The following is a 24,754-nucleotide window of genomic DNA, read 5'->3' as shown; positions in this document are numbered from 1 at the left end:
TCCTCAATCCCTGCTCCACGTCGTCGCGGGTTTTGCCGCTTTCACCGCCGGCGCCCCGCCTGTCTTCGACGTCTGCGTCGCCGTCGCGGGCTTGCTCGTCGGCGCTGCCGCAGCCGCGCTCACCGCAGGCGCAGCGCTCGCCGAAGCGATTGGCGCCGCCTCCGCCGTCTTCACCGCCTCCACCGGCACGACCTCGGGCGCGGCCGTCGCCACGGGGGTCTGCGCCGACGGCGGCACCGCGGCGGCCGGCTCCGGCGTCTTGCCTTCCTCGCGCGACGAGAGCGCGAAGACAGCAACGACCGCCACGAGCAAACACGCAAGCCCCACGCCGGCCGCGATGAGCCCCGTCGGCGCGGACCTTCGCCCCGTCGGAACCGCGGTCATCCCGCTGCCGAGCGGCGTCAGGACCGGGCCCACCGGCGTCCCTACCTGTCCTGGCGGCGTCATCACGCCAAGCTCCACGCCGCTCGGCAGCGGCGCCCGTCGCGGCGCCATCGGCGTCGTCACCTGCGTGTCGAGCGTCGTGATCGGCACCTCGGACGGCTGCGACGCGAACGACGGCCGCGAAATCGCCCCCGGCGGCAGCATCCCCGCGGAGGCGAGCCCTGACTGCGCAAGCCCGAGCACCTCGGCGAGCGCCTTCACCGCGCTCGTGGCCGAAGGAAACCGCTCGGAGGGCGTCTTCGCCGTGGCACGCGCGAACCACGTGTCGAACGCGGGCGGCAGGCGCGCGCCGAGCCGGGCGGCCCGCGCGGTCGCCGGCTCACGCGGCCCGAGCGCGGCCTGCGCGGCGAACGCGAAGACGTTCGCGCCGCCCCGCGATTCCTCGAACCAGTAGGCTTTGCCCACGAGGAGCGTGAACGCGATCATGCCGAGCGCGAAGATGTCGGTCGCGGGCGAGACCGACGATTCCATCAAGAACTGCTCGGGCGCCATGTAGAGCGGCGTGCCGAGCGATTGCGTCGCGCCCGCCGCCGTGGAGCCGGCGGCCACGATCTTGGCGATCCCGAAATCGAGCACCTTGATGCGCGGGGGGCCGTCCTCGCGCTCGCAGAGGAACAGGTTGTCCGGCTTGAGGTCGCGATGGACGATGTGGGCGCGGTGCGTCTTGTCGAGGGCGAGCGAGGTCTGATGCAGGTACGCGACCACCTCCGCCGGCGGCAAGGGGCCCGTGTGGCGGATCCGCTTGCCGAGCTCCTCGCCGCGCAGGAGCTCCATGACGAGGAAGGGCATCCCGGTCGCGTCGTCGATGCCCGCGTCGAAGACGTCGACGATGTATTCGCTCTCGATCTCGGCGGCGACGCGCGCCTCTTGCCGGAAGCGCCCGCGCAGGTCGTCGCTCTGGACGAAGTTCGGGTGCATCACCTTGAGCGCGCGGCGGCGGTTCGTCTCCAGGTGGACGACCTCGTACACCGCCCCCATGCCCCCGGCGGCGATGCGACGCTCGACGCGGTAACGCCCGGCAAAGATAGCCCCGGCTGCCAGATCAGAGGACACGGCCTGCTCCCTCGACAAGGAACCGTCGCATGTTTGCATGCAAACGGTTTTCCGTCGCAGTAGACGTCCAGTTGCCAGCGAAGTCAAGCTTCGGGGGAGGGGCGCGAAGGCTCGGCGGAGCGAGCCGAGGGCACCTCTCGACCGCTTCGTCGGGTTTCCGGGACCGCGCCCATCGCATCCTGCGTGCGCGCTCGGCGGTCGGGGAGAGCGCAGGCGACGCGACGCCGGAGCCTCGGCATCGCGCTCGGGGTGCGCGGCGTGAGATATGCCCGAGGCGTTCGAGGGGTTCGGGGGAGCGATCCGAGCGGTCGAGCGAAGCGATCGTTCCGGTCGCGGGAGCGCTCCGAGGGCTCCGCCGGAGCGCAGGGAGCGGTCCGACGAGGGTCAACCCTCGGTCGGGGTGGGCCCGGATTGCCGGGGGCCACGGCTCAGGAAGTCGATGAGCACGCGGAAGATGGGCCCGAGCTCGGGGTTGTATTTCATCTGCTCCTTGAGCTGACCATTGACCTTGCGCAATTGCTCCCAGGCCTCGGCGTCGAAGAGCAGGTTGGCCTGCTTGAGGGTCGTAAGGACGACCTCGAGATCGATGATGACCTGATCGATCCCATCGGCGCGCCCGCACGAGGCGAGGAGCCCCTCGGCGGTGACGCCCTTGGGGAGCGTGAGCTTGTCCCCTGCCTTCTTGATGGCGTCCGCCGTATGGGTCCCGACGAGGCCAATGCCACGAGGCGGCTTCGGCAATCGCCGCACCTCGTCCGCGGAGAGCTTGCCAGCATTCGGAGGCGGCGCGAGCTCATCGGGGATGGTGACGGTGACGGTGCCATGCTTGATTTCGGCCATGGTGGCGGTTCCTTTGCGAGGGGTCGGAATGGTTGGCGCGGAGGATAGGGGAAGGGGAGGCGGCGGGGCAAGAATGTGGGGGGACTCCGTGGGCCCGCGTATCTGGGGAGCGGAGGCGGGAGCGGCAAGGACCGCTCCCGCGGCTCCCGCCGGCTCCCACCGACCCGGTCTCCCTCATGGAACGCTCGGTCCCCAGGCGCATCGTGAGCCCCCTGGCTGGTTTTCCGTTGTCACCCAGGCGATGAGCGTGCGACTCAATACACCATGCAAGCAAGGACGAGACTCCGCTCGATCATGCTGGGCGTGCTGGTGTGGGGCTTCGGTGGGGCAGGCCTGACGGGGGCGTGCGACTCGCCTCCCGAGCTGGGGCCTCCGAAGGCGTGCCCAGCGCCCCCCGACATCCCGACCGAGACATCGACCGAGTGCTCGATGTCCATGGAAGATGCGTGCTTTCGTTATCGCATCCAGCTCATGGGCAATCCGAGCGCGGACCTCGAGCTGCGCAAGAAGTACATCGGCGCGTTCGGCGACGCTTGTTACATGTCCGAGGGCCCCACCCCCACGTTCAACTGCTTCTACAAGACGCCGGAGGAAGCGTGCGAGGCTGGCGTGCTGGTCGCAGAGCTTTACGGCGCGGCGCCCTACGACAAGAGTTATCCGGCGTGCGAGCCCATCCCCGGCACGGAGAACTACTATCGCCAGGTCGGGCCGGATCCCGCGATCCACATCACCATCTCCTACGAGCCCGCGCCGAGGCAGTCGCCGCTCATCGAGGTCGATGGCGTGCCGACGGAGGTGAGCGGGCCGTATCGCGACTTGCCCGAGCCGCCGACGGTCGGACCGGGGCACGAGTTCAACAACTGTAGCAGCGGCATGCTTGCCGCCGATGGCACGTCGCTCTTGCAGCACAGGTATATCCTCGAGGTCAACCGCAAAGCGCATGGCGGCGAGATCCACTCCGATCTCGCGGGCTTCAAGTGGACTTGCGAGGTGTACAACGCGAACTGCGAGATAGTGGAAGCCGAGTGCGAGGAGCCGCTCGTGCTCCACGATCGGATGGGCAAACCTGCGCCCTTCGACCCTGGTCTGTTCGCAGAGGTGAACCACGTCGTGCCCAGGAAGGACCAGCGCAGTTGCGACTGGGGGACAAACTCGAACAAGAACGCGGCGGTCATCTCAAGGGCGCTCAACCAGTGGCTTCGCAACAAAAACCCGCCGGCCGAGGAGATACAACGGGTCAACGCCGCGAAAGCGTACACGCCGTGACGCTGGCATGTTGACGTCCAGACAAACGCGGTCTAGGCGAGGTACATGGTCCTACGCAACCATCCCCGCGGACGCCTCGCCTTCGACCGAGATGCCATCGTGCGCGCCGCGCTGCGCGCCTACGTGGAAGCCCGCGTGGAAAGACTGGGGTGCGGTCTGGCGTATCCCGTCTGCGACTACTCGGAGTGGACGGGAGACGTGCATCGAGGAGCCTTGCGGACCGACAGCGGATGTGGCGACTACGAGGTCGTGGCCTGGACCGAGGCGGGCGTCGTGGGTCTTGCGTACGAGAAGGGGTTTGGCCCGATTGATAACCTCGGCCTGACGCCTGACACGGTGACGGGTGGCCCAGAGGATGTGCGCCCGGCTGTGCCGGGGCTCCCCTCCGAGCTCGAGCCAGCCTTTCAGTTGGCCGTCGGCAAGCTCGACACGGTCAGCGATTTGTACAAGGGGAAGTTACCCAATAAGAGAATGTATTCGGAGCTGTTGGCCGGGGTCGGCTTTTGGCTCCACGGCGATCGTGTCGCGGGCACGCTCTTCGACGACCCGAAATGCCCGGGCGCCAAGCGACTCGTCCCCTGGGGCATGCTCCAAAACGGTCGACTCCCCTTCTATGTCATCGGGGAACTTGCCCCGCTAGCAGCAGAGCGCGCCCGAACGGTCGAGGCTCCCATCCACGCGATCATCGACGCAGTGGTCGATCGGCGATTGCAGGGCCCCACGGAGTTCACGCCCGACGAGATCGCGACGCTCCTCGTCAAGCCGCCCGATCCGAAGCAACTGCTCGGCGTTCAACGGCTCCTGCAAAAGGTGGGCATCACCTGGCCCGGCTCGCCCGAGCTTCCCCCCGAGCCGCCGCTGCCGCGGCCACTTATCAACCCCTTTACGGGCAAACCCTATTCGGAGCCGGAAATCGAGCGCCTCATGAAAAGGAACGCGTAAGCCCCCACCGATCAACCTATCTCGACGCAAAGCGGCAAGCGGCGGCGGAAACCGAAGCGGGAGCGGAGCGGAGGCGGGAGTGCTTACACGCCGTCGCGTGCCCGAAGCCGAACGAGACCGGCGGATCGCCTCTGGATCCCTGATCTTCTCGGTCGGGTGCCATTCCAGCACATTACCCGTGCACCCTCCGCCCGAACTCCCGCATCCACTTCGCCTCGTCCTCGGTGAGCGGGCCTTTTTCGAGCGCTGTCAGGTTCTCTTCGAGCTCGGCCCGGGTCTTGGGCCCCGTGAGCGCGAAGTCGACGTGCGGGCTGGAGAGCTGGAAGCGATAACAGTCGCCCGCGCTCATGACCGGCCCCTCCCAGCCACGCGGGCGCTTCAAGAGCTTCCGCCAAGCCGTCGCGGTGTACGCGAGCACCGAGGGAGAACGCTCCTTCACGTGCGGGAAGACGTCGCGTTCGGCGCCCGGGTGCGCCGCGTTGTACCGGAGCATCAAGAGGTCGAGCGGCGAATCCGCAGCGAGCATGCCCGCACGCGGGCGGTCGTGGATGCTCACGCCAATCGCGCGGACCTTGCCACTCTCGCGCAGGTGGAGGAGCTCTCTCTGGGTCGCCTCCGTCCAAGCGGAGCCAGTGCCCAGCCAGCCGAGCAAGTAGACGTCGAGGTGATCCGTGCCGAGCTCGCGCAAGAGCTTCTCCGCCCCCGACCGCACGCCCCAGCCAAACCAGCCGATCTGCGCGAAGCCAATCACGGCCACGTCCCCGCGCCGCGCACCCATCGCCGCCTTGACGGGCGCGCGCATCCCCTTGTTCCGCGAGGTCCACAAGAAGACGTTCACGCCGCGATCGAGCGCAGCGCGGACACCGTCCTCATCGATGCCGTAGTTCGCCGCGAGGCCAAGCCGAAACGCACGCTTGCCGCGCAGCGCCGAGGGAGTCGCGTACAGCCAGTCGTTCATGTTCTCCACGTTATCATGATGGGCTCAGCCTTCGCCGAGCTCTGTGGTCGTGCGAAAGCCGAAACCCGAGTAGAGGTTGACCAGCCGATCGGCGATCCCCATGCCGCGCGACGTGAGCTTCGACGTCTCCCGGACGCGTGCCCCGATTCGGCGCATCCATGCGAGCTCCTCTTCGTTCATCGGGCCCTCTTCGAGCGCCTTCAGGGCCTCGTCGATCTGCGCTGCGTCCAGCGCGCCGGCCCAGCATGCGCCGATGTTCGGGTTCGAGAGGGCGAACCGGTAACAATCCGCCGCTCGCGGCAGACGCTCCTCCGCGGGGACGAGCTTGCGATCGAGGAGCTGACCCCACGAGGTCGAGGTGTACGAGACGATTCCGGGGGCGGGATCCGGCAGGTGCGGAAAGACGTCCTTGTCGGCGCCGGGGTGCGCCGCGTTGTACCGGAGCATCAAGAGGTCGATGCGGGGATCACGGGCGAGGTGCTTGAATGCCGGGCGGTTGTGGCAGGAGATCATGACCGAACGCGCGCGGCCGCGGCGCACGAGATCCGCGGCGGCGTCGAGGATCGCGTCCTTCGGCGGCAGGTTCCACCAGCCGAGGAGCAGGACGTCCGCGTGATCCATTTCGAGCTTGCGGAGCCCCTTTTCGAGGGATTTGCCGATGCCGGCCGGCGAGCGCGAGTAGGTCTGGATGACGACCTTGATTCGCTCGCGGCTGCGCTTGCCGAGGCGCTTCAAGCCCTCGCCGAAATCGGGCATGCGCGACGAGCCCCAGTAGAAAAAATCGATCCCGCGCTCGAATGCATGCTCCACGTCGCGCCCCTTGGCGCCATAACTCGCCGCCAGCCCGAGGGGCACGACGTCGAGAGGGCTGCGGCCGAGGCGGACAGGGGAAAAGGAAGCAGACATGCAAGATCCTCCGGCGCCGAGGGTGGCACGGAGGATCGGGGAAGGGCAAGCGAGGCGCGCGGGGGATTATCGCGCTTCGGCGGCGATTGGAGCGGGCGCCTCGGCGTCGGCCGCGCTCGCGGTGCGCGCGCCGGTGAGGCTGACGCATGCGCCGCCGACGCCGAGGGCGACGACGCCGCACGCAAACGCGCCGAGGAGGGCGCGTCGCGCGTCGCGCGGATTGCCGTGGATGACCGAGAGGACGCGGTCGTGCTCGCGGTAAACAACGGCGGCCGAGAGCACGGACGCGCGCGTCTCCTCGCCGAGGCCGAGATCGAGCTTGCGCGGCGACCAGGCGACGCGCGGGTCGTCGCTGGACGCCGGGCGCATGGCGTGAAGGAGACGCTCGACGCGGAGCGCACGCACGAGGGCCACGGCGTCGCCCAGGCAAAGCGCGACGATGGCGGCGACGGCGGCGAGGCCGAGGGTGCGCGAAACCTCGAGCGAGGGGCGGACGCCGGTGGGAAAGACGTTCCAATCGGGCAGGGCGGCGAGGGTGCCGAGGGCGACGCTGACGGCGACGGCGAGCCAGACGGCGCGGCGATCGGCGCGATCGACGAGGGATCCGGGGCGGGCGCGGCCGACGCGGCGGGCGGCGGCGAGGACGAGGGCGAAGGCGGGCAAGAACCCGAGCGCGCAGACGAACCCGGTGGCGGCGCCTTCGCCGAGGCCCCAGCGCGACCAGCGCATGACGCCGATGAGCGCGCCGCCGAGGAGCCCGGCCGAGAGGACGCCCACGGCGGCCGCGAAGAATGCCACGGCGCGGCGGGGCCAGCGGACGGTGGGCTGGACGAGGAGGCCGAGGAGGAGGGCGCAAAGCGGGGTGACAACGACGAACGCGGGGCGGAGGCCGGCATCCATGGCCTTGAGGGCGCCGACGCGGAAGAAGTCGGCGGCCATCCATCCGCCCACGGCGCCGAGGACGGCGTACGGGAGCGAGAGGCGAGGAACGCGGCCGGGAGCGGAGGCGGGGACGGAGGCGGGAGCGGGAGCGGGAGCGACGACGGAAGCGGGGGCGGGAGTGGCAGAGGCGGGAGCGGCGACGGAGGCGGGGGCGGCGGCGTTCGGCTGGAGCATGGGGCGGTACCTCGCGGGAGGGCTCAGACGCCGGGGAGGCGGGGAGAGTTCCCGGGATCTGGAGCTGTCGCGTCAGAAACGCCCGCCCGGCCGTCCCCGGCTCAAAACACGTAATTCATCCCGACGTTGAAGCCGCCGTCGACGTTCAGGAGCGAGGTCGCGGTGGAGCCTTCGCCCACCTTCCCGACGTAGAGGACCGCCTCGGGCCTCGCGAACAAGCTGAACTTCGGGCTCGCATAAAACGCGAGCCCGAAGCCGAGCCGCGCGGTGCCGCCCACCATCGTCGGCGCCGGCGTGCCGCTCGGCGCGCCCTTGACGGACACCTTGCCGTAGAAGCCGCCGCCCGCGAGGCCGGGATTGAGGAACAACCCTCGTCCGATGTTGACGAGGTAATTCGCGCCGAGGGTGACCATGCCGCCCTGACGCGCGGCGGCGTCGACGCCCTTGTAGAAGTAGCTGGCGTTCAGCTCCAGGTTGAGGTTGTTGATGATGAAGTAGCGGAACGAGAGCCCGGTGATGTTCGTGGTCCGGATGGAGGAGGTATTGCCCTCGCTGCTGTAATTGAGCACGAGGAGGCTCTCGGCCCCGATCTCCTTGATGCCCTTTCCGATCGCACGGATGCCGTTCGTGTCGGGAGCGTCGGGAACGAGGATGTCGGCGAGCGCGGGCGCTGGCGCGGCCACGAGGACCGCGCCGAGGGAGACCATTGCAGCGACAATCGGCAAAGTACGCATGATGCCTCGAAGGGATGGCAGGGCAGAGGCGCGGGACGAGATTGGTCCGCGATCGCCCTGGATTCCCGGGCGGTTTACACCATTTCGAGCCGCCCGGAACGGTCGCGGCCGGGCGCTCGGGTCGTATTAAAAATGATTAAGCGGGCGGCAGCTCGAAGGCGAACGATTCGAGGACGACCGCCGTGGGATCGAGCAAGAAGCCGTCATCGCGGCTCTGCAGCAGGGCTCCAAGGCCGAGCTTGCGGAGCTTGGTCAGCGTGACGTAGACGCGGTTCGCCGCCGCCTTGGAAGCGATCCGTTCCCCGGGCCAGCCAGCCTCGAAGAGCTCCGCGAGCGAGACGGCGCGCCCCGGAGCGTCGATGCGCGCGCGAACGAGGAAGGCCAGCACGAGGCGCGCCGCCTTCGCCTTCAAGAAGGGTACGGGGCGGTGATCCTGAAGGCGAAACCAGCGGGCCTCCGGGCCCACGACGAGCCTCGCAATCGGCGGCGGGAGGGGATTGCCGGGCGCGCTCGCCGAGGCCGCGGGCAGGACGATCGCGCGATCGAGCATGCGCAAGGCGAAGCGCACGTCCTCCGAGCCTCGCGCCGGCGCGAAGCTGCCGTCGGGCGCCGGAGCCTGCGCCACGGCCATCGGCGCGGCGGCGGCGAGACGATGTCGCTCCGCGGCCGTCTCGTCCCCCGCCGCGGCGGCGACGCGCGCGCGCCCAGCGTCCGCGTGGGCGGAGTGCAGCTCCACCGCGATCCTCGTCGTGAGCACGCGGCCGCCGCCGAGCCTTTCCGCGGCGGCCGCGAAGTGGCGCGCCGCGGCGTCCTCGTGGCCGAGCCCGGTCTCGACGGCTCCGAGCGCGGCCAGGAAGACGACCGAATAGTGCCGCTCGCCGGTGCCATGGAGCCGCGCGAGGGCTTCGCCGTAGGCGGTGCGCGCGTCGTCGAGCAGGCCCTCCTCGAACGCGACGTCGCCGAGGTAGCCGTGGAGCACGCCCTCCGACCACCGATCGCCGACGGCCCGGTGGATCGCGAGCGCCGCCCGGAGTTTTTCGCGAGCCTCGCCGAACCGGCCCCTCGCTTGCTGGACGCGCCCCAGGATGCCGAGCACGTAGCCCTCGGTGCGCCGATCTTCCTGGAGCAAGGCAAGCGCCTGGTCGGCGGCGAGCTCGGCCTCGTCGAGCCGGCCAAGGCTCAGGCGCGCGAGGGCGAGCTGCGCCAGGGCCAGGGATTGTCCCCTCGGATCGCCGGCGGCCTGGAAGCCCGAGGCCGCCTGCTCCACGTACCCCACGGCCTCCGTGGCCCGTCCCCGCCAGTTGAGCGCGCCGCCGTAGGTGAGCATCCAGTCGGCGTGGAGCGATGCTTCGCCGAGGTCGAGGGCGATCGCCCGCGCTCGATCGAAGCAGGACCGCGCGTCGTCCGGGCGCTCCGCCTGATCGAACATCAACCCGAGCTTGGTGAGGGCGAGGCATTCGTCGGCGCGCGAGCGGGCCGCGCGCGCTTCGTCGAGCGCCCGCTGAAAGCCGAGGAAGCTGTCGAGCACGCGGCCCCGAAGGAGGTCCGAAAGGGCGCGCGTGTAAAGCGCACGCGTCCGCAGGGCCGGCGGGGCCGAGGCGGCATCGAGCGCGGCGTCGAGCATCGCCACGTACGGCTCCAGGCGGCCCTTGGCGCACAGGAGGAGCACGGGCTCGAGCAGCAAGAGCCCGCGCAGGGCGGCCTCCGCGTCCTCGGGCGTGAGCGGCCGCCGCGCGAGCGCGCGCGTGCACACGGCGATGAGGTTGCTCGCCTCCAGGGAGGCGCGGCGAACGTCGATGACCCTCGGCAAGGCGGTCTCCCGCGGGCCCTCCATGCCGAGGAAGTACGCCGCGTGGCGTCTTTCGGCGGTTTCCTTGCCGCCGAGCGCGTCGAGCCACTCCGCGGCGTACTCGCGGAGGCTCTCCAGCATGCCGTAGCGGCGCTCGCCCGCGGAGCCCGGCCGTTGGAGATCGAACGATCGGATCAAAGATTTGTCGTGCAACGATTGGAGCACGTCGAGAATGGGCGGCGTGCCGCCTTCGCGTCCGGCGCCGAGGTCGAGCACCGCCTCCGCGGCCTCGAGCGAGAAGCCGCCGGTGAACACCGAGCACTGCGCGAGCGCGTCTTTCTCCCACGGCGCGAGGAGATCCCACGACGAGTCGATCGCGCCGCGCAGCGTCGCCTTGCGCGCAGGCGCGCCGCGGGCGCCCGTCACGAGGAGCTCGAAGCGGCGCGCGAGTCGATCGAGGATCTGTCCCGGCCCAAGGACGCCCATCCGCGCCGCGCAGAGCTCGATCGCCAGCGGGATCCCGTCGACGCGACGGACGATCGCGGCGATGCTCTCGGCTTCGGCCTCGGTGAGCTCGAAGTCGAAGCGCACGGCCCGCGCCCGCGCCACGAAGAGCTCGACGGCGTCGGACGCGGCGATCGCGCAGAGCGAGCGCTCCTCCGCGGGCGGCACGCCGAGCGGCTCGAGCCCGAGGGACACCTCGCCGTCCAGCCGGAGCCGCTCGCGCGAGGTCACGACGAAAAGCGCGCGCGGAGCGTACGAGAGCCAGGGGCCCAGCATCCGCGGGGCGACGTCGACGAGCTGCTCCAGGTTGTCGAGGAGGACCACGCTCCGCGGCGGCTCGGCGAGGGCGCGCCCGAGCTCGGCCACGACCTCGTCGGCGGTGCCCCCCGCGGAGAGGGGCACGTCGAGCGCGCGGGCGAGGACCGCGCACGCGTCGTCGAGCCCCTTCGCCTCGCTGAGATCGCAGAACAAGAGGCGCGCCCCGTCGCGCGCGGCGAGAGCCGAAGCGGCCCACTCCAGCGCGAGGCGCGTCTTGCCGATGCCGGCGGCGCCGGTGATCGTCACGAGCCGGGCGCCGCCGTCGAGGCGCTCCCCGAGCGCGCGAAGCTCCCGCGCGCGCCCGACGAAGGCGCCGCGCGCCGACGTACCGGGCGGGGTTACCGTCACGGGCGGAAAGGATACCACCACGAGCCGCGCGGGGAGAAGCCCTTCGCAGGCGGCGGCGAGACGCGCGTTAAAAATCGTTAAGGTGGGGCGCGCGCCGTCAGAAGGTCGAGAGGCCCAGCGAGAGCTGATGGATGAACTTCACGTCCGGCGACGGCAGCACGCGCAGCTCGTACCCGAACGTCATGGCGTGCACGTGCATGCCGAGGCCCACGAACAAGGCGCCCGCCTGCGTCCAGGCTTCCTGCTTGTTCTCGACCATCCGAAAGGTGCACGCTGCCGCCGGGTTCATGCACGTCGGATCCTCGAGCACGAGCGAGTAGGTCTTTTCCTGGGTGAAATCCCAGTTCCAGCCGGCGCCGATCGAGGGGACGAGCGAGACCGTCGCGGGCGCCGAGACCAGCGGAATGCGGTACCCGATGCGCATGTCCCCCACGAGTCGCAGCGTGTCCGTCCGCCCGATGGGCAGGTGGAGGTCGCTCTCCGCCGGGACCTGCGCGAAGGCGCCGAAGCGGGGCAAGAACTCCCACTGCTCGGCGAAGAGTATCGGAATGCCAACCGTCGCGCCGATGAATCCCCGGCCGGGCTCGAATTGACCGGCGAACATGGTCTCCAGTCCGATGTTGATGCCAGGGCGGCTCTGGTACGGCGTCTTTCCCACGCTCGCGCGTGCCTCGCGTATTTTCCCCACGGGGACTGCGTGACTCATCGGAGTCTCCCCCGCGGCCCGCCACGAGGGGGAGGGGACGAGGATGCCGACGACGTGGCCCTGACAGTCGAGGAGCGGGCCGCCGGTGTGGTTCATCCCGACGAGCGCGTCGATCGCGAGCTGATCGTCGTCGCGGTCGCTGACGAGGCCCCGGCGGTGGGCCGGAAAGCGGTCTTCACGCGTGCCGAAATCGACAGAGACGCCGATCGCGACGACCTCGCTACCGATCGCGGGCGCCGACGTCGCGAGCTCGAGCGCCTTTCCAGGGATGGGCGCGTCGAGCTCCAGGATGGCGATACGTTCGAATGCGTCGGTGAATACGACCTTCGCGCCAATCGAGAGGTCGTCGCGGGCATGGACGCGCAGCCGGAAAGGCCGCTCCACCACGCTGACATGGGTCACGACGTGCGTGTCGTCCACCAAAAAGCCTGCGCCCCACTGTGTATGCGTGGTGATACGGACCGTGCCGCGCCGCGCAGCTTCCGCGACGCGCTCGAGCCCCGCCGCGCCGCACGCGCTGCTCTCCGAGGGACGGGTGGAAGCGGCGGGAGGCGAAGACGCGACGGACAGCGTCGGCGCGGGGGGCGGGGAGGGAGGCTCGGTCGCGGCACCCGCGCCCAGGGGCTCCGCGCGGGCGACCGCGGAAGACGCGAACAAGGCCGCGGACAGGGCGGCGGCCAAGGACCTCGCGCGTCGCGTCACGGGGGAGGTATCGTGGGTGCCTTCTCGGGTGGGGTTCCACATGTCGATGGTCTCCGGCAAGAGCGACCCCGGGGGCGGATCCGGGGCGTGCTGGAGATGCTAGGAATCGACGCGGAGTTTGCACATGAACGATTTTTAATCGTTCGCGAGGCCGGGCCTTCGCCGAAGACTCGCCGGCGGAGGCCGCGAATGTCGTCGCCGAGAATTCGGCGTTCCGCCCGCGCAGCCTGTACGCTCGTGAGGTGATGAAAGACCACGACGCCCCGACGGAGCGCCCGCCCCACGCGGCCACGATTCCACGCGGTACCGCGCAGCCGAAGATGGCGGAAGAACGCCCGCCGCACCCGGCGACGGTCGGCCGCGCTCTCCAGCCGAAGGTCGCCACGGAGCGCCCTCCGCATCCGGCCATTGTCGGTCGTGGTCCCATCCAGCCGAAGGTCGCCACGGAGCGCCCTCCGCATCCGGCGACCATCCGCGGCGGCGAGGCCGTGCAGCCGAAGGTGGCGGAGGAGCGCGCCCCGCACCCGGCCACGGTCGGCCGCGGCGGCACGGCGCAGCCGATGTTGGCGCGCCCGCTCAACGTCAAAGGCGGCCCGGTGCCCGGCACACGCAAGAAAAAGGAGGGCGGGACCAAGAGGGCCAAGAAGAAGAGCAGCAAGAAGATCGAGGGCGTGGGTGGTGTGCAAGCCACCTCCTACCGGCGGAACCTGAATAACTGGGCCGGCGCCTTCGGGCCGCGGGGAGCCGCTGGCAATCTCCACGCAGAGCAGGTCGTCTACAACCAGTACGCCGGACACAACTGGGTCGGGATCGTCATCAACGCGTTCCCGTGCAGGGCCCAGTGTTATCAGTTCTTCGTCAACGCTTCCAACGCTGCGCAGGCCGATGGCGGGATCGTCTTCAGCGTCACCGGCGACCAGGGTAATTATTCGACCGATTGGCCCGGCGCCGTAGCGCCCTGCTCGATCTACTTCGTCAACGGTGTCGGGACGGTGCGGGGCCCGGGCGTTGGCGAGCCGCCGCCGCCCTGATGGGCCGAGCATGCGTCTCATCCGGGGGCGCTTCGCTGGGGCGTTGCCCCAGGCCCCAGCGCAGCGGTCCCACGTAGAGACCCATGCTCGGCACATCGGGAGGGTGGTGAGGTGGTTCCCGTCCCGCCACCGCGTCCACGTCTCTGCAAACCGCGTCGTCGTAGCCCTTCCCCTGGCGCGTCCTCACCCTGCTCCGTTCACGAGGACGTGCGCCCCCCTGGGCGTGCTCTCGCTCATCGCGCGCGAGGACGTGCGCGCCCCCGGTCGTCCTCACCCTCTCCGGGCACGAGGACGTGCGCGCCCCCGGTCGTCCTCTCCCTCTCCGTCCACGAGCACGTGCGCCTCCCCGGGCGTGCTCACGCGCATCGCGCACGAAGATGCGCGCCTCCCCGGTCGTCCTCTCCCTCTCCGTCCACGAGCACGCGCGCCTCCCCGGGCGTGCTCACGTGCATCGCGCACGAAGACGTGCGCCTCCCCGGTCGTCCTCTCCCTCTCCGGGCACGAGCACGTGCGCCTCCCCGGGCGTGCTCACGTGCATCGCGCGTGAGCACGAGCGACCCACCGCGCCTGTTCTCCATCTCTGTTCGCGAGGACGTGCACCCCTCGCGCGTGCTCACACTCCGTGCAGGCTGCCCCGAACCCCGCTTGAGCCTGAGCAGGGGTCTCATCCCAAGACCGCCGTGACCGGCAACGCCGTCCCTGGTCTTGCCACCGGCCTGTGGGACGAACTGCGCATCGCGCAGTTCTTCCCCCTGAGGTCCAGGGCTTGCCCTGGTTCGGGTCGAGGGGCGAACAGCCCCCGCGGGGTCCGGGGCGGCGCCCCGGCGCGGCGGCGCACAAGCCCGACGGGGGCCTCTGCTATGCGCCGTGCCCCGCGGGCCGTACGGGCGCGGGGCCGGTCTGCTGGCCGGCGTGCGGGAGCGATTACCCAGCGAGCTGCGGCGCTCTGTGCGCGGTATCTCTCGCGGACCTGGCGAAGGCATTCGCGTGGCCGATGTGCGAGGGCAGGTGACCGCTGCAGCGGCCGCCCAGCGTGATCACGGAAACGCCCCACCTCTCGCGCGTCGAGCGCCCCATCTCCATTACACGTTCATTACAGCGATCGGAAGGGTTGCTCCCCGGCGCCACGCCGAGCTGTAAGGGCGGAGTAAGTGCAATCTGGCGGAAAGGGTGACATCTTCTCAATCGTCGGAGGCGCGGCGCGGCCCCCTCCGATACCGAGAGGGGGTTCCAGCGCGATCAGGCATGGCCTATCGCGCGGGCGCACCTGAGAACATCGCCCGTTCGGCCAGCGAAGCTACGCCGTGCGGGCAATGAACGAGAGACCGAAACGAGAGGAGCATCCATCATGGCCCAGGATATCTTGATCATCGTCAACGCCAAGACCGGCACCGTGCAGATGTATGCCGCCGATCCCTCGATCGTGCAGGGCAACTCGCAGGGCTCGAACGAGCTATGGGTCCGCGTCCCGGCCTCCGAGCAGCTGCGGTGGCGTGTGGAGCCGCTCCAGCTCGCCGAGGGCGCCAGCGGCGAGGCCGATCTCTACCACGCGATCATCACGAGGGTCGAGCTCTGGGGACCGACCGAATCCCCGCCCCAGGGGGATGCGAGCAAGTACCTCGTGGACTGGATCAGCAACAACGGCGCCGGAGATACCCCCTATTACAGCGCTCCGGGCACGATCACCGCCGGGAAGAACACGTTTGGGCCTCCCACGCCCATCGCCACGCAGGGCATCAATCGCCCCTTCGTCGCGTGCGAGACGCAGATGTCGAACCGCGACGAGATGGTGAGCCCCAAGATCGCTTATTCGTTCTCGGTCGACATCTACCTGGGCAGGGAGAAGGTGAACACCGTGACCTGGGATCCCTACGTGACGGTCTACCGTCCGTAAGGACGTCCTCGAGCGGTCACACGCTCGGTCTCGAACAGGGCGGCCGTCGCTCGCTGCGAGCCGCCCTGGTTCGACCCTGGACGAGTGCGCGCTCCCGAAGCAGGGGCGCGGTTCCCTTCCTTTTCCTTCTTCGCTTTCGGGTCGTCCGGCCGGCCCGGCCGTGTAACGGGTGTGTAATTGACCGAGCCCCCGCGCTCGGGTAGGAGGGAGCGCATGCACGACAAAGGCAAGAGTGACGAGACCGGTGGTATCCATCCGTTGAACGCCCAGCTCGACCCAGGGCTCCTGGATTGGCGGTATTACAAGATCGAATGGAGCGGGAGCCGGAAGTTCGCCGACATCATCGCCACCCGGGTCGCCGGCGCGGGGTACAACGCCGGTGTGGAGTACTGGCTCGTGGACAAGGCGGCCCTGACGCTCGAGAACGGGCTCGTCGTCACCTGCGTGGGTGACGAGGCCTGGACCGATCCGCGTCCCGCGGCCCCCACGAATGCGCAGGAGTTCACCGCTCCCTGCGCCGCGGACTGGACCGAGGTGGACACCGACCTCACGACCGGCACGCTCTACAAGCACGCGACGGAGGATTATTACGTGCGTATCGCGATCACCGACAAGGAGGACGCGACCATCTCGATGGTTCGATGGTATCAGAAGAAAACCACGGCTCCGGCGCCGTCCTTCGAACCGAGCGGGACGTATACCCAGGTCTCGGCGCTCGGGTCCGGACGGATGTGGTATGCCGATTCCAAGTCGCCCTGACCGCAAAGCGAGCGATTCAGCGCTTCTCCACGTCCGCGGTCAAGCTCCGCGCGACCCGCAGCCCCACCGTCGCCCGCCGGATCCCAGGCAGGAGCCCGAAGCGCCCCGCCGCCCGCGCGAAGGGGAGCGCGCTGCTCCACCCGCCTCCCCGCACCGCCCGGTGCTCCGGATCGTCAGGCGACGCCTCGTCGACGAGCACTCGGTCCTCGACGATGGCCGGCCCCTCGCGCCGCCAGACATTGCCGCACCAATCTCGCGAGTTGCCGCTGAGCCCGCGCACCCCATAAGGGCTCTCGTCGGCCGGATAGCTGTCCGCCGCGACGCGCATCGGCACGCCCGCGTGGCTTTCGAGCACGCACGCGAACGTCGCGTCCGGGTAATCGCCCCATGGGTAGGCCCGGCCATCCACCCCGCGCGCGGCCTTCTCGCGTTCGAGCTCGTTCGGCAGCCGCCAGGGCAGCCCCGTCCGCGCCGAGAGCCAGCGCGCGTACGAAACCGCCGCATGCCAATCGACGGACGCCACGGGCCATTCCGACGCCAATCGCGCGCCGGCCTCGTCGACCGCCAGCACGAAGCGCCCTCCGGCCTCGCGACCAAAAAGGGGCCGCTCGTCCCTGGCCTCCGCCATCCCGTGCGCGGTGCGCGGCACGCACGCGAGCGCCTCCTCCTCGCGGCCCTCGCCGAGCAGCGCGTTCAGGAACGCGAGGTATTCGCCGTTCGTCACGGGGAAGCGGCGCAGGACGAACGCATCGATCCATACCCGCCGGCCGGGCAGGCTGTCCGGTGCCTCCGGATCGCCGCCGATGTCGGCATACCCCGCAGGCACGAAGCAATCGTCCGGCCCGAGCGCATGCAGGAGGGGCAACGAGAGGATACGAGGCCCTGTCGCGCCAGGCGGCGTGCCGTCCCAGTGGGCGCCCCGCTCGATGCATACCGGCAGGCGCACCTCTGCCCGCCCCGGCGCCGAGATGACGAGGAGATAGCTGCCGCGGGGCAACAGCGCCTCCCGGATCGGCGCGCGCCCGAGATGCCGCACCGGCTCGGCCACGAGGCGCCGGTCGCCCGCGGTGTAACGGCAGAGCAGCACCTCGGCGCCTTCGGGATCGGTCACGAGCGAGAGCGCGCCGTCGCCGCGCAAGATCGCCGCGTGTCGCCCCCGATCGTGCGTCCGGAGCATGGCCTCGGCGCGCGCCGCGTCCTCGTGCCGGTGCGCGCGTTCGGCGGCGAGGAGCTCGGCGCAATGACGATCGGCGAGCAATGCGTGCGCCTCGGGCAGCTCGGGGTCCAGGATCAGCGCGCCGTGCGCCGCTTGCAGCAGGGCCGCCTCGCGGAGCGCCGCGTCCTGTGCGATCCGCGACGCCTCGTCCTCGAGCGCCCAGGCCGGCCGTTTGACCTCCACCGGATCGTACGGGCGCACCGCCTCCATGAGCCGCCGCGCGCGCGCCGTGACCTCGCGCGCTCGTGCCCGCAGCTCCGCGATCTCCGGCAGGAGCGCCGCCGCCTCCGCGAGCGCGAGGCGGGCCTGCTCGCGGCGGCGCGCCCCGTCGAGCCAATCGAGGACCTCACGGCCGAGCGCCGCGGCGTCGGGGTATCGCGCGGCAGGATCGCGCTGCATGGCGCGCTCGCACATCGCGACGAGCTCACGCGGTAATGCAGGGCCATGCTGGGCCGCCTCGGTGACCGGGATCGGGGGACCCGCGAGCACCTGCCGCCAGATCGCGAGGCCACTGCCTCGATAGGGCGGGCGCCCGGCGAGGAGGTGATAAAGGATGGCGCCGAGGGCGTAGACATCACTCGGCTTGCCATGCATGGCGTGCTCGCCGCCCGCCTGTTCCGGCGGCATGTACGTGGGCGTCCCGAGCACCTCACCGTGGCGCGTGAGCCCTCCTTCGTCCTCGGCGTGGATCGCGTCGTTATCGTCCGGCTCGCTCGGCAGCGGATCGCCAATGCGGCGCGAAAGGCCCCAGTCCATGACGAACGCCTCGCCGTGTTCACCCACCATGAGGTTCATCGGCTTGAGATCGCGATGAAGAATCCCCTCGCCGTGCGCGTACGCGACCGCCTGGGTGATGCGCGCGAACGCGTCGACGGCGCGGCGGAAGGTCCAGCCCGAGGGCGTGGGCCCGAAGCCCGTCGGCCCCGCGGCCCTGTAGAGCTCTGCAATCACGGCGTCGAACGTACGTCCGCGGACCTCTTGCATGGTGAACCAGGGCCGACCGTCGTCGAACTCGCCTCGCTCGTGGACGGGGATGATTCCCGGGTGTTGCAGCCGCGCCGTGAGCTCGATCTCGCTGATGAATCGGGCGCGCATCCGTGGGTTGCGCACGTGCTCCCACCGCAGCACTTTCATCGCGAGCACACGCCCGAGCAGCAAATCGCGCACGCGCCGCACGTCGCCGGCCCCGCCGCTGGCGATGCGACCCAGATCCTCGTAGCGGCGCGGCAGCGACGGCTCCTCGGCTTCCATCGGCTCGACGGCGCGCACACCGGAGTCGGTCTCGGCGGTGAGGACCGACGCAGACGCGTCGCTGGAGGTATCCACCGTCGGCGGAGGAACGCGACTGGGAGCCATGAAGATGGCGTATACACGGGATTGGACGGGCATGGTAGCCTGCGGCCCGTCCGTTCTGGATACGCGGGACCCTCGGAGGGTGAGGATGGGGACACTCAAGAACGAGTCGACACAAACCTATGTCACCCTGGGGGTGCGGTGCCTGATCGGGCGGCATTCGGGCTGCGACGTCTGCGTGGACGAACGGCGTGTCTCTGCGGAGCACGCCAGCTTGCACTGGACGGGCGGGCGCTGGGAGCTGCGGGACCTCGGCAGCCGGAACGGGACGCTCCTCGGGGGCCAGCGCCTTTCGCCTGGAGAGCGGGTGCCGCTCACGGAGGGGGCGTCATTCTCGCTGGGAGGCGCGAGCCCCGCGTTCGTGTTGACCGACGATTCCCCGCCCGGCGCGGCGGCTCGGCACCATCCGAGCGGCGCGCGGCGCGCGGCCTCGGGGGGCATGCTTCTCCTGCCGGACGAGGAGCTGCCGCTCGTGAGCGTATTCGAGAATGGCGAGGGCCAATGGGTGGCCGAGAGCGGCGACGATGTGCGGCCGGTCGAGGATCGACAGGTCATCACGATTGCGGGCGAGTCCTGGACGCTCGAGCTTCCGCCGCGCGATACCGAGACCTGGCAGAGTGACATCCGGAGCCCGATGCTCGAGAACATTCATTTGCGGCTCGCCGTGAGCCGGAATGAAGAGCAGGTGACGGCGACGGTGGTGATGGGCGGGCGGGAGGCGGAGCTGCCGGCGCGCACCCACCATTACCTTCTGGTGACGCTGGCCCGCGCGTGGCTCGAGGATCACGACGCGCCGGCGCCGAAGCGAGGCTGGCTCGGGCGCGAGGCGTTATGCCGAATGCTCGCGACGGACGTGAACAAGCTGAACGTCGACATCCACCGCGCCCGCAGGCAGCTCGCGGTCCTCGGCGTCCAGAATGCTGCGGGTCTCGTGGAGCGGCGGCCGAGCACCGGGGAGATCCGGATCGGCGTGCGGAGCGTCGAGGTCGTCCGGATGTGAAGGCCGGGCATCCTAGCCCGAGAGAGCCTCACCCTACGGCGTTGACGAGCGGATGGTCATCACGACGGCGACGAACACGAACAACACCACGAGCGAAACCGTGTAGTGGAGAGCGATCTGCACCGAGTTCGCCTGCGTCCGGCGGGCAAGGAACTTGCTGGAGGCCCCTTCGCCGTACAGGTCCCGATAACGGTAGGTTCCCAGCGGAATGAGCGGCAAGGAGCAGAAGACGACCCAGTGGACCCGGACCACGGAGCCGCATTCGCTGCATCCCCGGTCCTCTCCGTAAAACGTCGTCCCTGTGCCATTGACGGTGGAGATGTTGCCAGGCGACAGCGGGGTGGACTCGTCATGGCATCTCTTGCAGAACCCGGAGCCCTTGTGCTCCTCCTCCTCGCGCTGTTTTGCCCGCTGCATTCGGCGGACCTCGACGAGATCCCTCACGAGCGTCTCCGCCGCGGCCGGCGCCGCGCCGCTCGCCACGAGCGCGGACCAGATCTCGGCCGCGGACTTGCCCTGGTCGAGCCGTGAGACTGCGAGGAGGAGGCTGTTCACATGGGCCTCCGCCACGGCCGGCGCCACGCCGCTCGACACGAGCGCAGACCAGATCTCGGCCGAAGATTTCCCCTGGCCGAACAGGGAGACAGCCAGATCGCGTGGCTGCGTGTCGAGCATGTCGTTCATGACACCCGCCCCTCACCTCCAGAGGTGAGCCTCAGCACTTCTTCGTGTTCGCCCGCGCGCACTTCCGGTACTTCAACCCCCTCCTCTCGAACAGCTCGCACGACAAACCGCGCTTGCAGTCCTTGTCGACGACGCAAACCTCGCACTCGTCTTGCTTGCTCGGTTTGCTATCACAACCGGCCACCCACGGAGCCATCGAGGCCCCCACGAGGATGATCCAGGCCCTACGAACGAATGTTTTCATCATGAGCCTTCCGCGTCGAGGAGGAGGATCTTCGAGCCTCCATTCTATACCAAGCGGCAACGGCAGTAGAAGCGAAAACGTAAGATTGGGTCCAGTGACACGGTACTTCAGGGCCGTTTGGAGGGGTTTTCGTGGCTTTGGCATGGTTGCTGCCTTGGTCAGAGCTGCATGCTCACCCCAGCATGCGTTGCTTACGCGGAGGTACCGTGACCCTAATATCCCTGAAAAGCCGTTGCCTGTTCCAGGTGTTCACCCTGTCCTTGCTGCTTGGCGCAGCCTGCTCTGGGCCGAGCCCACAGCAGCCCGGCGACGACTGCCATCCGGAGGGCGATCCTTGCCCGCAAGGAACGGTTTGCCAGTCGCAGGAGGGGGACTTCGAGTGCATGATTCCTATGGGAGGCGCCTGCGAGACCTTCGGCGCCGGCCGCTGCATGGAGCCTGGCGCCTGCATCGATGGCCGGTGCCTCCAGGGCCTCGGGGCGCCCTGCAACCCCGCCGGCGAGGATTTCTGCGCCGGCGAGGCGATCTGCTCCCAGAAACAAAGTTGCCAGATCCCCGCAGGCGGGAACTGCGCCTCGAGCCCAGATGGCTGTGAGGCGCCCCTGGTTTGTAAAACCAATCCGGATGGCACACAGACCTGCGAAAACCCCTGATCCCTCGTCGTAGGAAGTCGTTCTCGTCGAGGCACGACGGAGCACGAGGGACGCGGGCCGGTCGAGCGGGAGGGCAATCCCAAGATTTGTCGCCCCTGAAACCCCCTTTCGGGTACGCTCGACCCGTGCGGACACGATTCTCTCTCGGGGCGGCGGGGCTCGCGGCGCTCTCGTGGGCGGGGAGCGCGGAGGCGTTTTGCGGGTTTTACGTGAGCGGCGCCGATGCGAAGCTCTACAACAACGCGACGCAGGTCGTCCTCCTGCGCGACGGCACGCGCACCGTGCTGTCCATGCAGAACAACTACCAGGGCCCGCCGGACAAGTTCGCCATGGTGGTCCCTGTGCCCGTCGTCCTCCAGAGCATCGCCGTCACGCTCGTCAGGGCCACGCACCATGCGCTCGTCCACCCGTCTTTCAGCATCGTCCTTTCCCCGCGTGAGGGCGCGGCGCTCCCGGGCGACGCGCCTGCCGAGCCCGTCGTCGATTCACGCGGGGTGTCGAGCCCGCGAGCTCGGCCGTCAATCGGGCGGTCCCGTGCTCTCGCCCGGGCCCCGCGCTCGTTCGGGTGTTTTCCGTGCTAGCCTTCGCCCATGGCCGCACGACAGTTCCAGTTCGTTCCCATGGGCGAGCGAGCGCCGGAAGGCGCCGTCTCTTGCGACGGGCTCGTCGCGGGCGCGGCCCTCGATCTGAGCCACTGGGCGAAAAACCGGACGCCGAAGGCCTTCAAGGCCGATACCTCCGTCGAAATCGCGCTCACGTTCGTCCGCGAGGCGTCGCCCGCCGATGGGCCCGCTGTCGTCGTGAACAACCATTTCGACGCGGATGGAGTGCTCGCCGTCTGGTCGCTGCTCGACCCGGAGACGGCCACCGCGCACGCGGAGCTCATCGTCGCGGCGGCCGAGGCCGGCGATTTCGAGGAGTGGCCGGCCGATACACGCGGCATCTGGCTGAACATCGCGATCCGGCGCCTCGTCACGCTGAAGCCCGAGGCGAGCGCATATCCGATCGCGCTCGCCTCGCTCGGCGAGCTCGTGCGGACCATCGAGTCGCGCGAGGATCTCTGGGGGACGTCGTTCTCCGCGCTCCTCGAAGCCGAGCGGCGGGCGAACGCGGGGGACGTGGTCTCGTACGCCGTCGGCCCGATTCGCGTGTTCCACCACGGGCCGGGCGTGCCCGAGGCGCCGGGGGCGGTGCTTTCGAAGCTCGGTTCGACGGGGGAGGGCGTGCGCAGGCTCTTGCTCGCGTTCGAGGAGCCGGACGGCTCGTTCCGGTATCGGTACGAGCTGCCGCGCTGGGCCTGGGCCGATACGATCGTGCGGCCCACGATCCCCGCGCCGAGCCGCAACGCGCTCGCCGCGGGCCTCGGGCCCGCGTGGGCGATGAAGGGTGTCGATTTCGGGATGACGGCCCTGCTGCGCACGACGGCGCCGCTCCGCGAGGCGCCGCGCGCGATGGCGGAACGTTTCGCCCAGCTCGAGCGGTTCGAGGCCTGATCAGCGCGCTTCTTTGCCCACGAGCTCCGCGATCGAGCCGATCCCCTCGGCCTGCATTCGCGCCGAGATCCCCTCGTGGATCCGCTTCGCGAACGCGGGCCCCTCGTAGATGAACGCCGTGTACGCCTGCACTAGCGTCGCCCCCGCCGCGATGCGCTCCCACGCGTCGTCCGCGTTCTCCACGCCGCCCGCGGCGACGAGCACCATCGAATCGCCCACGCGCGCCCGGAGCCTGCGCAGCACCGCGAGCGCGCGCGCCTTCACGGGCCTGCCCGAGAGCCCGCCCGCGCCGATCTCCGCGACGCGCGCGGCGTCCGTCGCGAGGCCATCGCGGCGGATCGTGGTGTTCGTCGCGATGATCCCATCGAGGCCGAGCTCCCGCGCGAGGTCGCCGATCCCGTCGATGTCCTGGTCCGCGAGATCGGGCGCGATCTTCACGAGCAGCGGCACGCGCCGCCCGGGAGAAGCGCGATCGAGCGCGGCGCGGACCTCCGCGAGCAGGGGACGGAGCTTCTCCGTCGATTGGAGATCCCGGAGGCCCGGCGTATTCGGCGAGCTCACGTTGACCACCATGTAATCGGCATGCGCCGCCAGGCGCTCGGCGCTCGCCACGTAATCGGCTGTGGCCTCGGATTCGGGCACGACCTTGGTCTTGCCGATGTTCGCGCCCACGATCACGCCGCCCGGCCGTCGCTTCGCGAGCCGCTCGGCCGCCGCGCGCGACCCCTCGTTGTTGAAGCCCATGCGGTTGATGAGCGCCCGATCCGGCTCCAGGCGGAAGAGCCTGGGCTTCGGGTTTCCGCCCTGGGCTTCGCCGGTGACCGTGCCGATCTCCACGAACGCGAACCCGAGCGCGCCGAGCGCCTCGAACCCCCGCGCGTCCTTGTCGAACCCCGCGGCGAGCCCGAGCGGACCGGGGAAGTCGACGCCGAACGCCCGTACGGCGAGGCGCGGCTCCCGCGGGCCGAAGAGCCGCTTCAAAAGGGCGCGCGCGCCTGGCAGGGCCATCAAGAACCGCAAGAGGCCAAAGCCGAGGTGGTGGGCCGTCTCGGCGGACATGCGGCGGAGGAGCAGGCGGAACAGCAGGCGGTACATCGGCCGGCGAACGCATACGATGCGGCGGCCGTGCGTCAAGGCGTGTCTTGCGCCTCCGCGGCGACGGTGGCAGGGAGTGCGGGAGCCATGCGAGCCCCTGCGTTTTCCGCCGCCGTCGTGCTTTCCCTCCTCGCCGTCGTCCCGGCCTGCTCGAAGGACGAGTCGGCCGCGCCTCCCGGCCCGTCGCAGCAGCCAGCCGCGCAGGCAGGCCTGCCGGACCGCGACCCGGCCCTCGCCCGCAAGCTCGTGGCCGAAGGCGGCATCTTGATCGACGTCCGCACGCCCGAGGAATACGCGGAGCGTCACCTCGACAAGGCCACGAACATCCCCGTCGGCGAGTTCGAAGCGCGCCTCTCCGAGGTCGAGAAGCTGACAGGCGGTGACAAGTCGAAGCCGATCGTCGTGCACTGCGCCGCCGGCCCGCGCGCCGCACGCGCCAAGAAGATCCTGCTCGGCGCCGGCTACACGCAGGTCACGAACCTCGGCGGCATCAACGACTGGGACGCGAAGTAGAGCGGGGCGTTGCCCCGCACCCCAGCAGGGGGCTGTCCGCCCCCTGCACCCCGGACCAGGCACGGCCTGGACCGAGGGCGGATAAACCGCGCGATGCGCGGTTTATCCGACGGGCCCGGGTTTTGACGGGCAACCCCGTCGCCAGTCTTGCCTCGGCCTGTTCGATGAACTGCGCATCGCGCAGTTCATCGAC

20 protein-coding genes and 1 pseudogene are annotated in these 24,754 nt (G+C 69.8%); 9 read left to right on the top strand and 12 right to left on the bottom strand.

All coding sequences use genetic code 11. The features are described 5' to 3' along the window. Positions 1-3 precede the first annotated feature (3 nt). Positions 4-1,497 (bottom strand): serine/threonine-protein kinase, encoded by a 1,494-nt coding sequence (locus QHF83_RS44100; RefSeq protein WP_282424119.1) that lies wholly within the window; start codon positions 1,495-1,497, stop codon positions 4-6. 384 nt (positions 1,498-1,881) lie between these two features. Then, entirely contained in the window at positions 1,882-2,337 is a 456-nt protein-coding gene (locus tag QHF83_RS44095; RefSeq protein WP_282424118.1) for a hypothetical protein, read from the bottom strand. A 429-nt stretch (positions 2,338-2,766) separates the two neighbouring features. On the opposite strand from QHF83_RS44095, the gene QHF83_RS44090 reads away from it, so the two are divergent. Together QHF83_RS44090 and QHF83_RS44085 are read left to right on the top strand one after the other, a co-directional pair. Next, complete coding sequence (locus QHF83_RS44090) at positions 2,767-3,603, top strand: hypothetical protein (protein WP_282424117.1); 837 nt, start codon at positions 2,767-2,769, stop codon at positions 3,601-3,603. 99 nt (positions 3,604-3,702) lie between these two features. Continuing rightward, positions 3,703-4,545: a hypothetical protein gene (locus QHF83_RS44085; RefSeq protein WP_282424116.1), complete on the top strand. Its 843-nt coding sequence runs from the start codon at positions 3,703-3,705 to the stop codon at positions 4,543-4,545. A 172-nt stretch (positions 4,546-4,717) separates the two neighbouring features. Here the strand turns inward: QHF83_RS44085 and QHF83_RS44080 are convergent, their stop codons facing one another. The 6 genes from QHF83_RS44080 to QHF83_RS44055 all read right to left on the bottom strand — a co-directional run bounded on the left by QHF83_RS44080 (position 4,718) and on the right by QHF83_RS44055 (position 12,605). Then, positions 4,718-5,503, bottom strand: a complete 786-nt coding sequence (locus QHF83_RS44080; RefSeq protein WP_282424115.1) for an aldo/keto reductase — start codon at positions 5,501-5,503, stop codon at positions 4,718-4,720. Positions 5,504-5,527: 24 nt separating this feature from the next. After that, positions 5,528-6,409, bottom strand: coding sequence for an aldo/keto reductase (locus tag QHF83_RS44075; RefSeq protein WP_282424114.1), 882 nt, complete (start codon positions 6,407-6,409; stop codon positions 5,528-5,530). A 66-nt stretch (positions 6,410-6,475) separates the two neighbouring features. Further along, positions 6,476-7,360 carry a hypothetical protein gene (locus QHF83_RS44070; protein WP_282424113.1) on the bottom strand — a complete coding sequence of 295 codons (885 nt, stop codon included), beginning with the start codon at positions 7,358-7,360 and terminating at the stop codon, positions 6,476-6,478. 266 nt (positions 7,361-7,626) lie between these two features. Beyond that, positions 7,627-8,259: a hypothetical protein gene (locus tag QHF83_RS44065; protein ID WP_282424112.1), complete on the bottom strand. Its 633-nt coding sequence runs from the start codon at positions 8,257-8,259 to the stop codon at positions 7,627-7,629. Between the two features lie 136 nt (positions 8,260-8,395). Then, positions 8,396-11,218 (bottom strand): AAA family ATPase, encoded by a 2,823-nt coding sequence (locus tag QHF83_RS44060; RefSeq protein ID WP_282424111.1) that lies wholly within the window; start codon positions 11,216-11,218, stop codon positions 8,396-8,398. Positions 11,219-11,315: 97 nt separating this feature from the next. Continuing rightward, positions 11,316-12,605 carry a serine protease gene (locus QHF83_RS44055; protein ID WP_282424110.1) on the bottom strand — a complete coding sequence of 430 codons (1,290 nt, stop codon included), beginning with the start codon at positions 12,603-12,605 and terminating at the stop codon, positions 11,316-11,318. Positions 12,606-12,871: 266 nt separating this feature from the next. Between QHF83_RS44055 and QHF83_RS44050 the strand changes: the two genes are divergently transcribed. The 3 genes from QHF83_RS44050 (at position 12,872) to QHF83_RS44040 (ending at position 16,310) form a co-directional block, all read left to right on the top strand. Beyond that, positions 12,872-13,657, top strand: a complete 786-nt coding sequence (locus QHF83_RS44050) for a hypothetical protein (protein ID WP_282424109.1) — start codon at positions 12,872-12,874, stop codon at positions 13,655-13,657. Positions 13,658-15,005: 1,348 nt separating this feature from the next. Continuing rightward, the gene (locus QHF83_RS44045; RefSeq protein ID WP_282424108.1) at positions 15,006-15,551 is read left to right on the top strand and encodes a hypothetical protein; all 546 of its coding nucleotides are present in this window, start codon (positions 15,006-15,008) and stop codon (positions 15,549-15,551) included. A 213-nt stretch (positions 15,552-15,764) separates the two neighbouring features. Next, positions 15,765-16,310, top strand: coding sequence for a hypothetical protein (locus QHF83_RS44040; protein WP_282424107.1), 546 nt, complete (start codon positions 15,765-15,767; stop codon positions 16,308-16,310). A 16-nt stretch (positions 16,311-16,326) separates the two neighbouring features. Here QHF83_RS44040 and QHF83_RS44035 read toward each other — a convergent pair whose 3' ends face one another. Then, positions 16,327-18,882 carry a bifunctional serine/threonine-protein kinase/formylglycine-generating enzyme family protein gene (locus tag QHF83_RS44035; RefSeq protein ID WP_282424106.1) on the bottom strand — a complete coding sequence of 852 codons (2,556 nt, stop codon included), beginning with the start codon at positions 18,880-18,882 and terminating at the stop codon, positions 16,327-16,329. An 85-nt stretch (positions 18,883-18,967) separates the two neighbouring features. On the opposite strand from QHF83_RS44035, the gene QHF83_RS44030 reads away from it, so the two are divergent. After that, positions 18,968-19,879, top strand: coding sequence for an FHA domain-containing protein (locus tag QHF83_RS44030; RefSeq protein ID WP_282424105.1), 912 nt, complete (start codon positions 18,968-18,970; stop codon positions 19,877-19,879). A gap of 33 nt (positions 19,880-19,912) precedes the next feature. Here QHF83_RS44030 and QHF83_RS44025 read toward each other — a convergent pair whose 3' ends face one another. Both QHF83_RS44025 and QHF83_RS44020 read right to left on the bottom strand, forming a co-directional pair. Next, positions 19,913-20,563 carry a hypothetical protein gene (locus QHF83_RS44025; RefSeq protein ID WP_282424104.1) on the bottom strand — a complete coding sequence of 217 codons (651 nt, stop codon included), beginning with the start codon at positions 20,561-20,563 and terminating at the stop codon, positions 19,913-19,915. A 31-nt stretch (positions 20,564-20,594) separates the two neighbouring features. Beyond that, complete coding sequence (locus tag QHF83_RS44020; RefSeq protein ID WP_282424103.1) at positions 20,595-20,810, bottom strand: hypothetical protein; 216 nt, start codon at positions 20,808-20,810, stop codon at positions 20,595-20,597. A gap of 775 nt (positions 20,811-21,585) precedes the next feature. Between QHF83_RS44020 and QHF83_RS53620 the strand changes: the two are divergent. Continuing rightward, a pseudogene (locus tag QHF83_RS53620) lies at positions 21,586-21,819 on the top strand (DUF2330 domain-containing protein); the annotation flags it as partial. 231 nt (positions 21,820-22,050) lie between these two features. Beyond that, entirely contained in the window at positions 22,051-22,953 is a 903-nt protein-coding gene (locus tag QHF83_RS44010) for a DUF6687 family protein (protein WP_282424101.1), read from the top strand. Here the strand turns inward: QHF83_RS44010 and QHF83_RS44005 are convergent, their stop codons facing one another. After that, entirely contained in the window at positions 22,954-24,048 is a 1,095-nt protein-coding gene (locus QHF83_RS44005) for a quinone-dependent dihydroorotate dehydrogenase (RefSeq protein ID WP_282424100.1), read from the bottom strand. 87 nt (positions 24,049-24,135) lie between these two features. Between QHF83_RS44005 and QHF83_RS44000 the strand changes: the two genes are divergently transcribed. Next, positions 24,136-24,561: a rhodanese-like domain-containing protein gene (locus QHF83_RS44000; RefSeq protein ID WP_282424099.1), complete on the top strand. Its 426-nt coding sequence runs from the start codon at positions 24,136-24,138 to the stop codon at positions 24,559-24,561. Positions 24,562-24,754 lie beyond the last annotated feature (193 nt).

The sequence above is a fragment of the Polyangium sp. 15x6 genome (assembly GCF_029960785.1).
Lineage (GTDB): Bacteria > Myxococcota_A > Polyangia > Polyangiales > Polyangiaceae > Polyangium.
This window is presented reverse-complemented; position numbering and strand designations above follow the sequence as displayed.

Excerpts from the sequence above, each read along its gene's own strand:
- QHF83_RS44040 (WP_282424107.1), top strand. The coding sequence starts at position 15,765 with ATGCACGACAAAGGCAAGAGTGACGAGACCGGTGGTATCCATCCGTTG.
- QHF83_RS44020 (WP_282424103.1), bottom strand. The coding sequence starts at position 20,810 with ATGATGAAAACATTCGTTCGTAGGGCCTGGATCATCCTCGTGGGGGCC.
- QHF83_RS44050 (WP_282424109.1), top strand. The coding sequence starts at position 12,872 with ATGAAAGACCACGACGCCCCGACGGAGCGCCCGCCCCACGCGGCCACG.
- QHF83_RS44035 (WP_282424106.1), bottom strand. The coding sequence starts at position 18,882 with ATGGCTCCCAGTCGCGTTCCTCCGCCGACGGTGGATACCTCCAGCGAC.
- QHF83_RS44045 (WP_282424108.1), top strand. The coding sequence starts at position 15,006 with ATGGCCCAGGATATCTTGATCATCGTCAACGCCAAGACCGGCACCGTG.
- QHF83_RS44080 (WP_282424115.1), bottom strand. The coding sequence starts at position 5,503 with ATGAACGACTGGCTGTACGCGACTCCCTCGGCGCTGCGCGGCAAGCGT.
- QHF83_RS44025 (WP_282424104.1), bottom strand. The coding sequence starts at position 20,563 with ATGAACGACATGCTCGACACGCAGCCACGCGATCTGGCTGTCTCCCTG.
- QHF83_RS44075 (WP_282424114.1), bottom strand. The coding sequence starts at position 6,409 with ATGTCTGCTTCCTTTTCCCCTGTCCGCCTCGGCCGCAGCCCTCTCGAC.
- QHF83_RS44000 (WP_282424099.1), top strand. The coding sequence starts at position 24,136 with ATGCGAGCCCCTGCGTTTTCCGCCGCCGTCGTGCTTTCCCTCCTCGCC.
- QHF83_RS44065 (WP_282424112.1), bottom strand. The coding sequence starts at position 8,259 with ATGCGTACTTTGCCGATTGTCGCTGCAATGGTCTCCCTCGGCGCGGTC.
- QHF83_RS44010 (WP_282424101.1), top strand. The coding sequence starts at position 22,051 with ATGGCCGCACGACAGTTCCAGTTCGTTCCCATGGGCGAGCGAGCGCCG.
- QHF83_RS44030 (WP_282424105.1), top strand. The coding sequence starts at position 18,968 with ATGGGGACACTCAAGAACGAGTCGACACAAACCTATGTCACCCTGGGG.
- QHF83_RS44095 (WP_282424118.1), bottom strand. The coding sequence starts at position 2,337 with ATGGCCGAAATCAAGCATGGCACCGTCACCGTCACCATCCCCGATGAG.
- QHF83_RS44005 (WP_282424100.1), bottom strand. The coding sequence starts at position 24,048 with ATGTACCGCCTGCTGTTCCGCCTGCTCCTCCGCCGCATGTCCGCCGAG.
- QHF83_RS44090 (WP_282424117.1), top strand. The coding sequence starts at position 2,767 with ATGTCCATGGAAGATGCGTGCTTTCGTTATCGCATCCAGCTCATGGGC.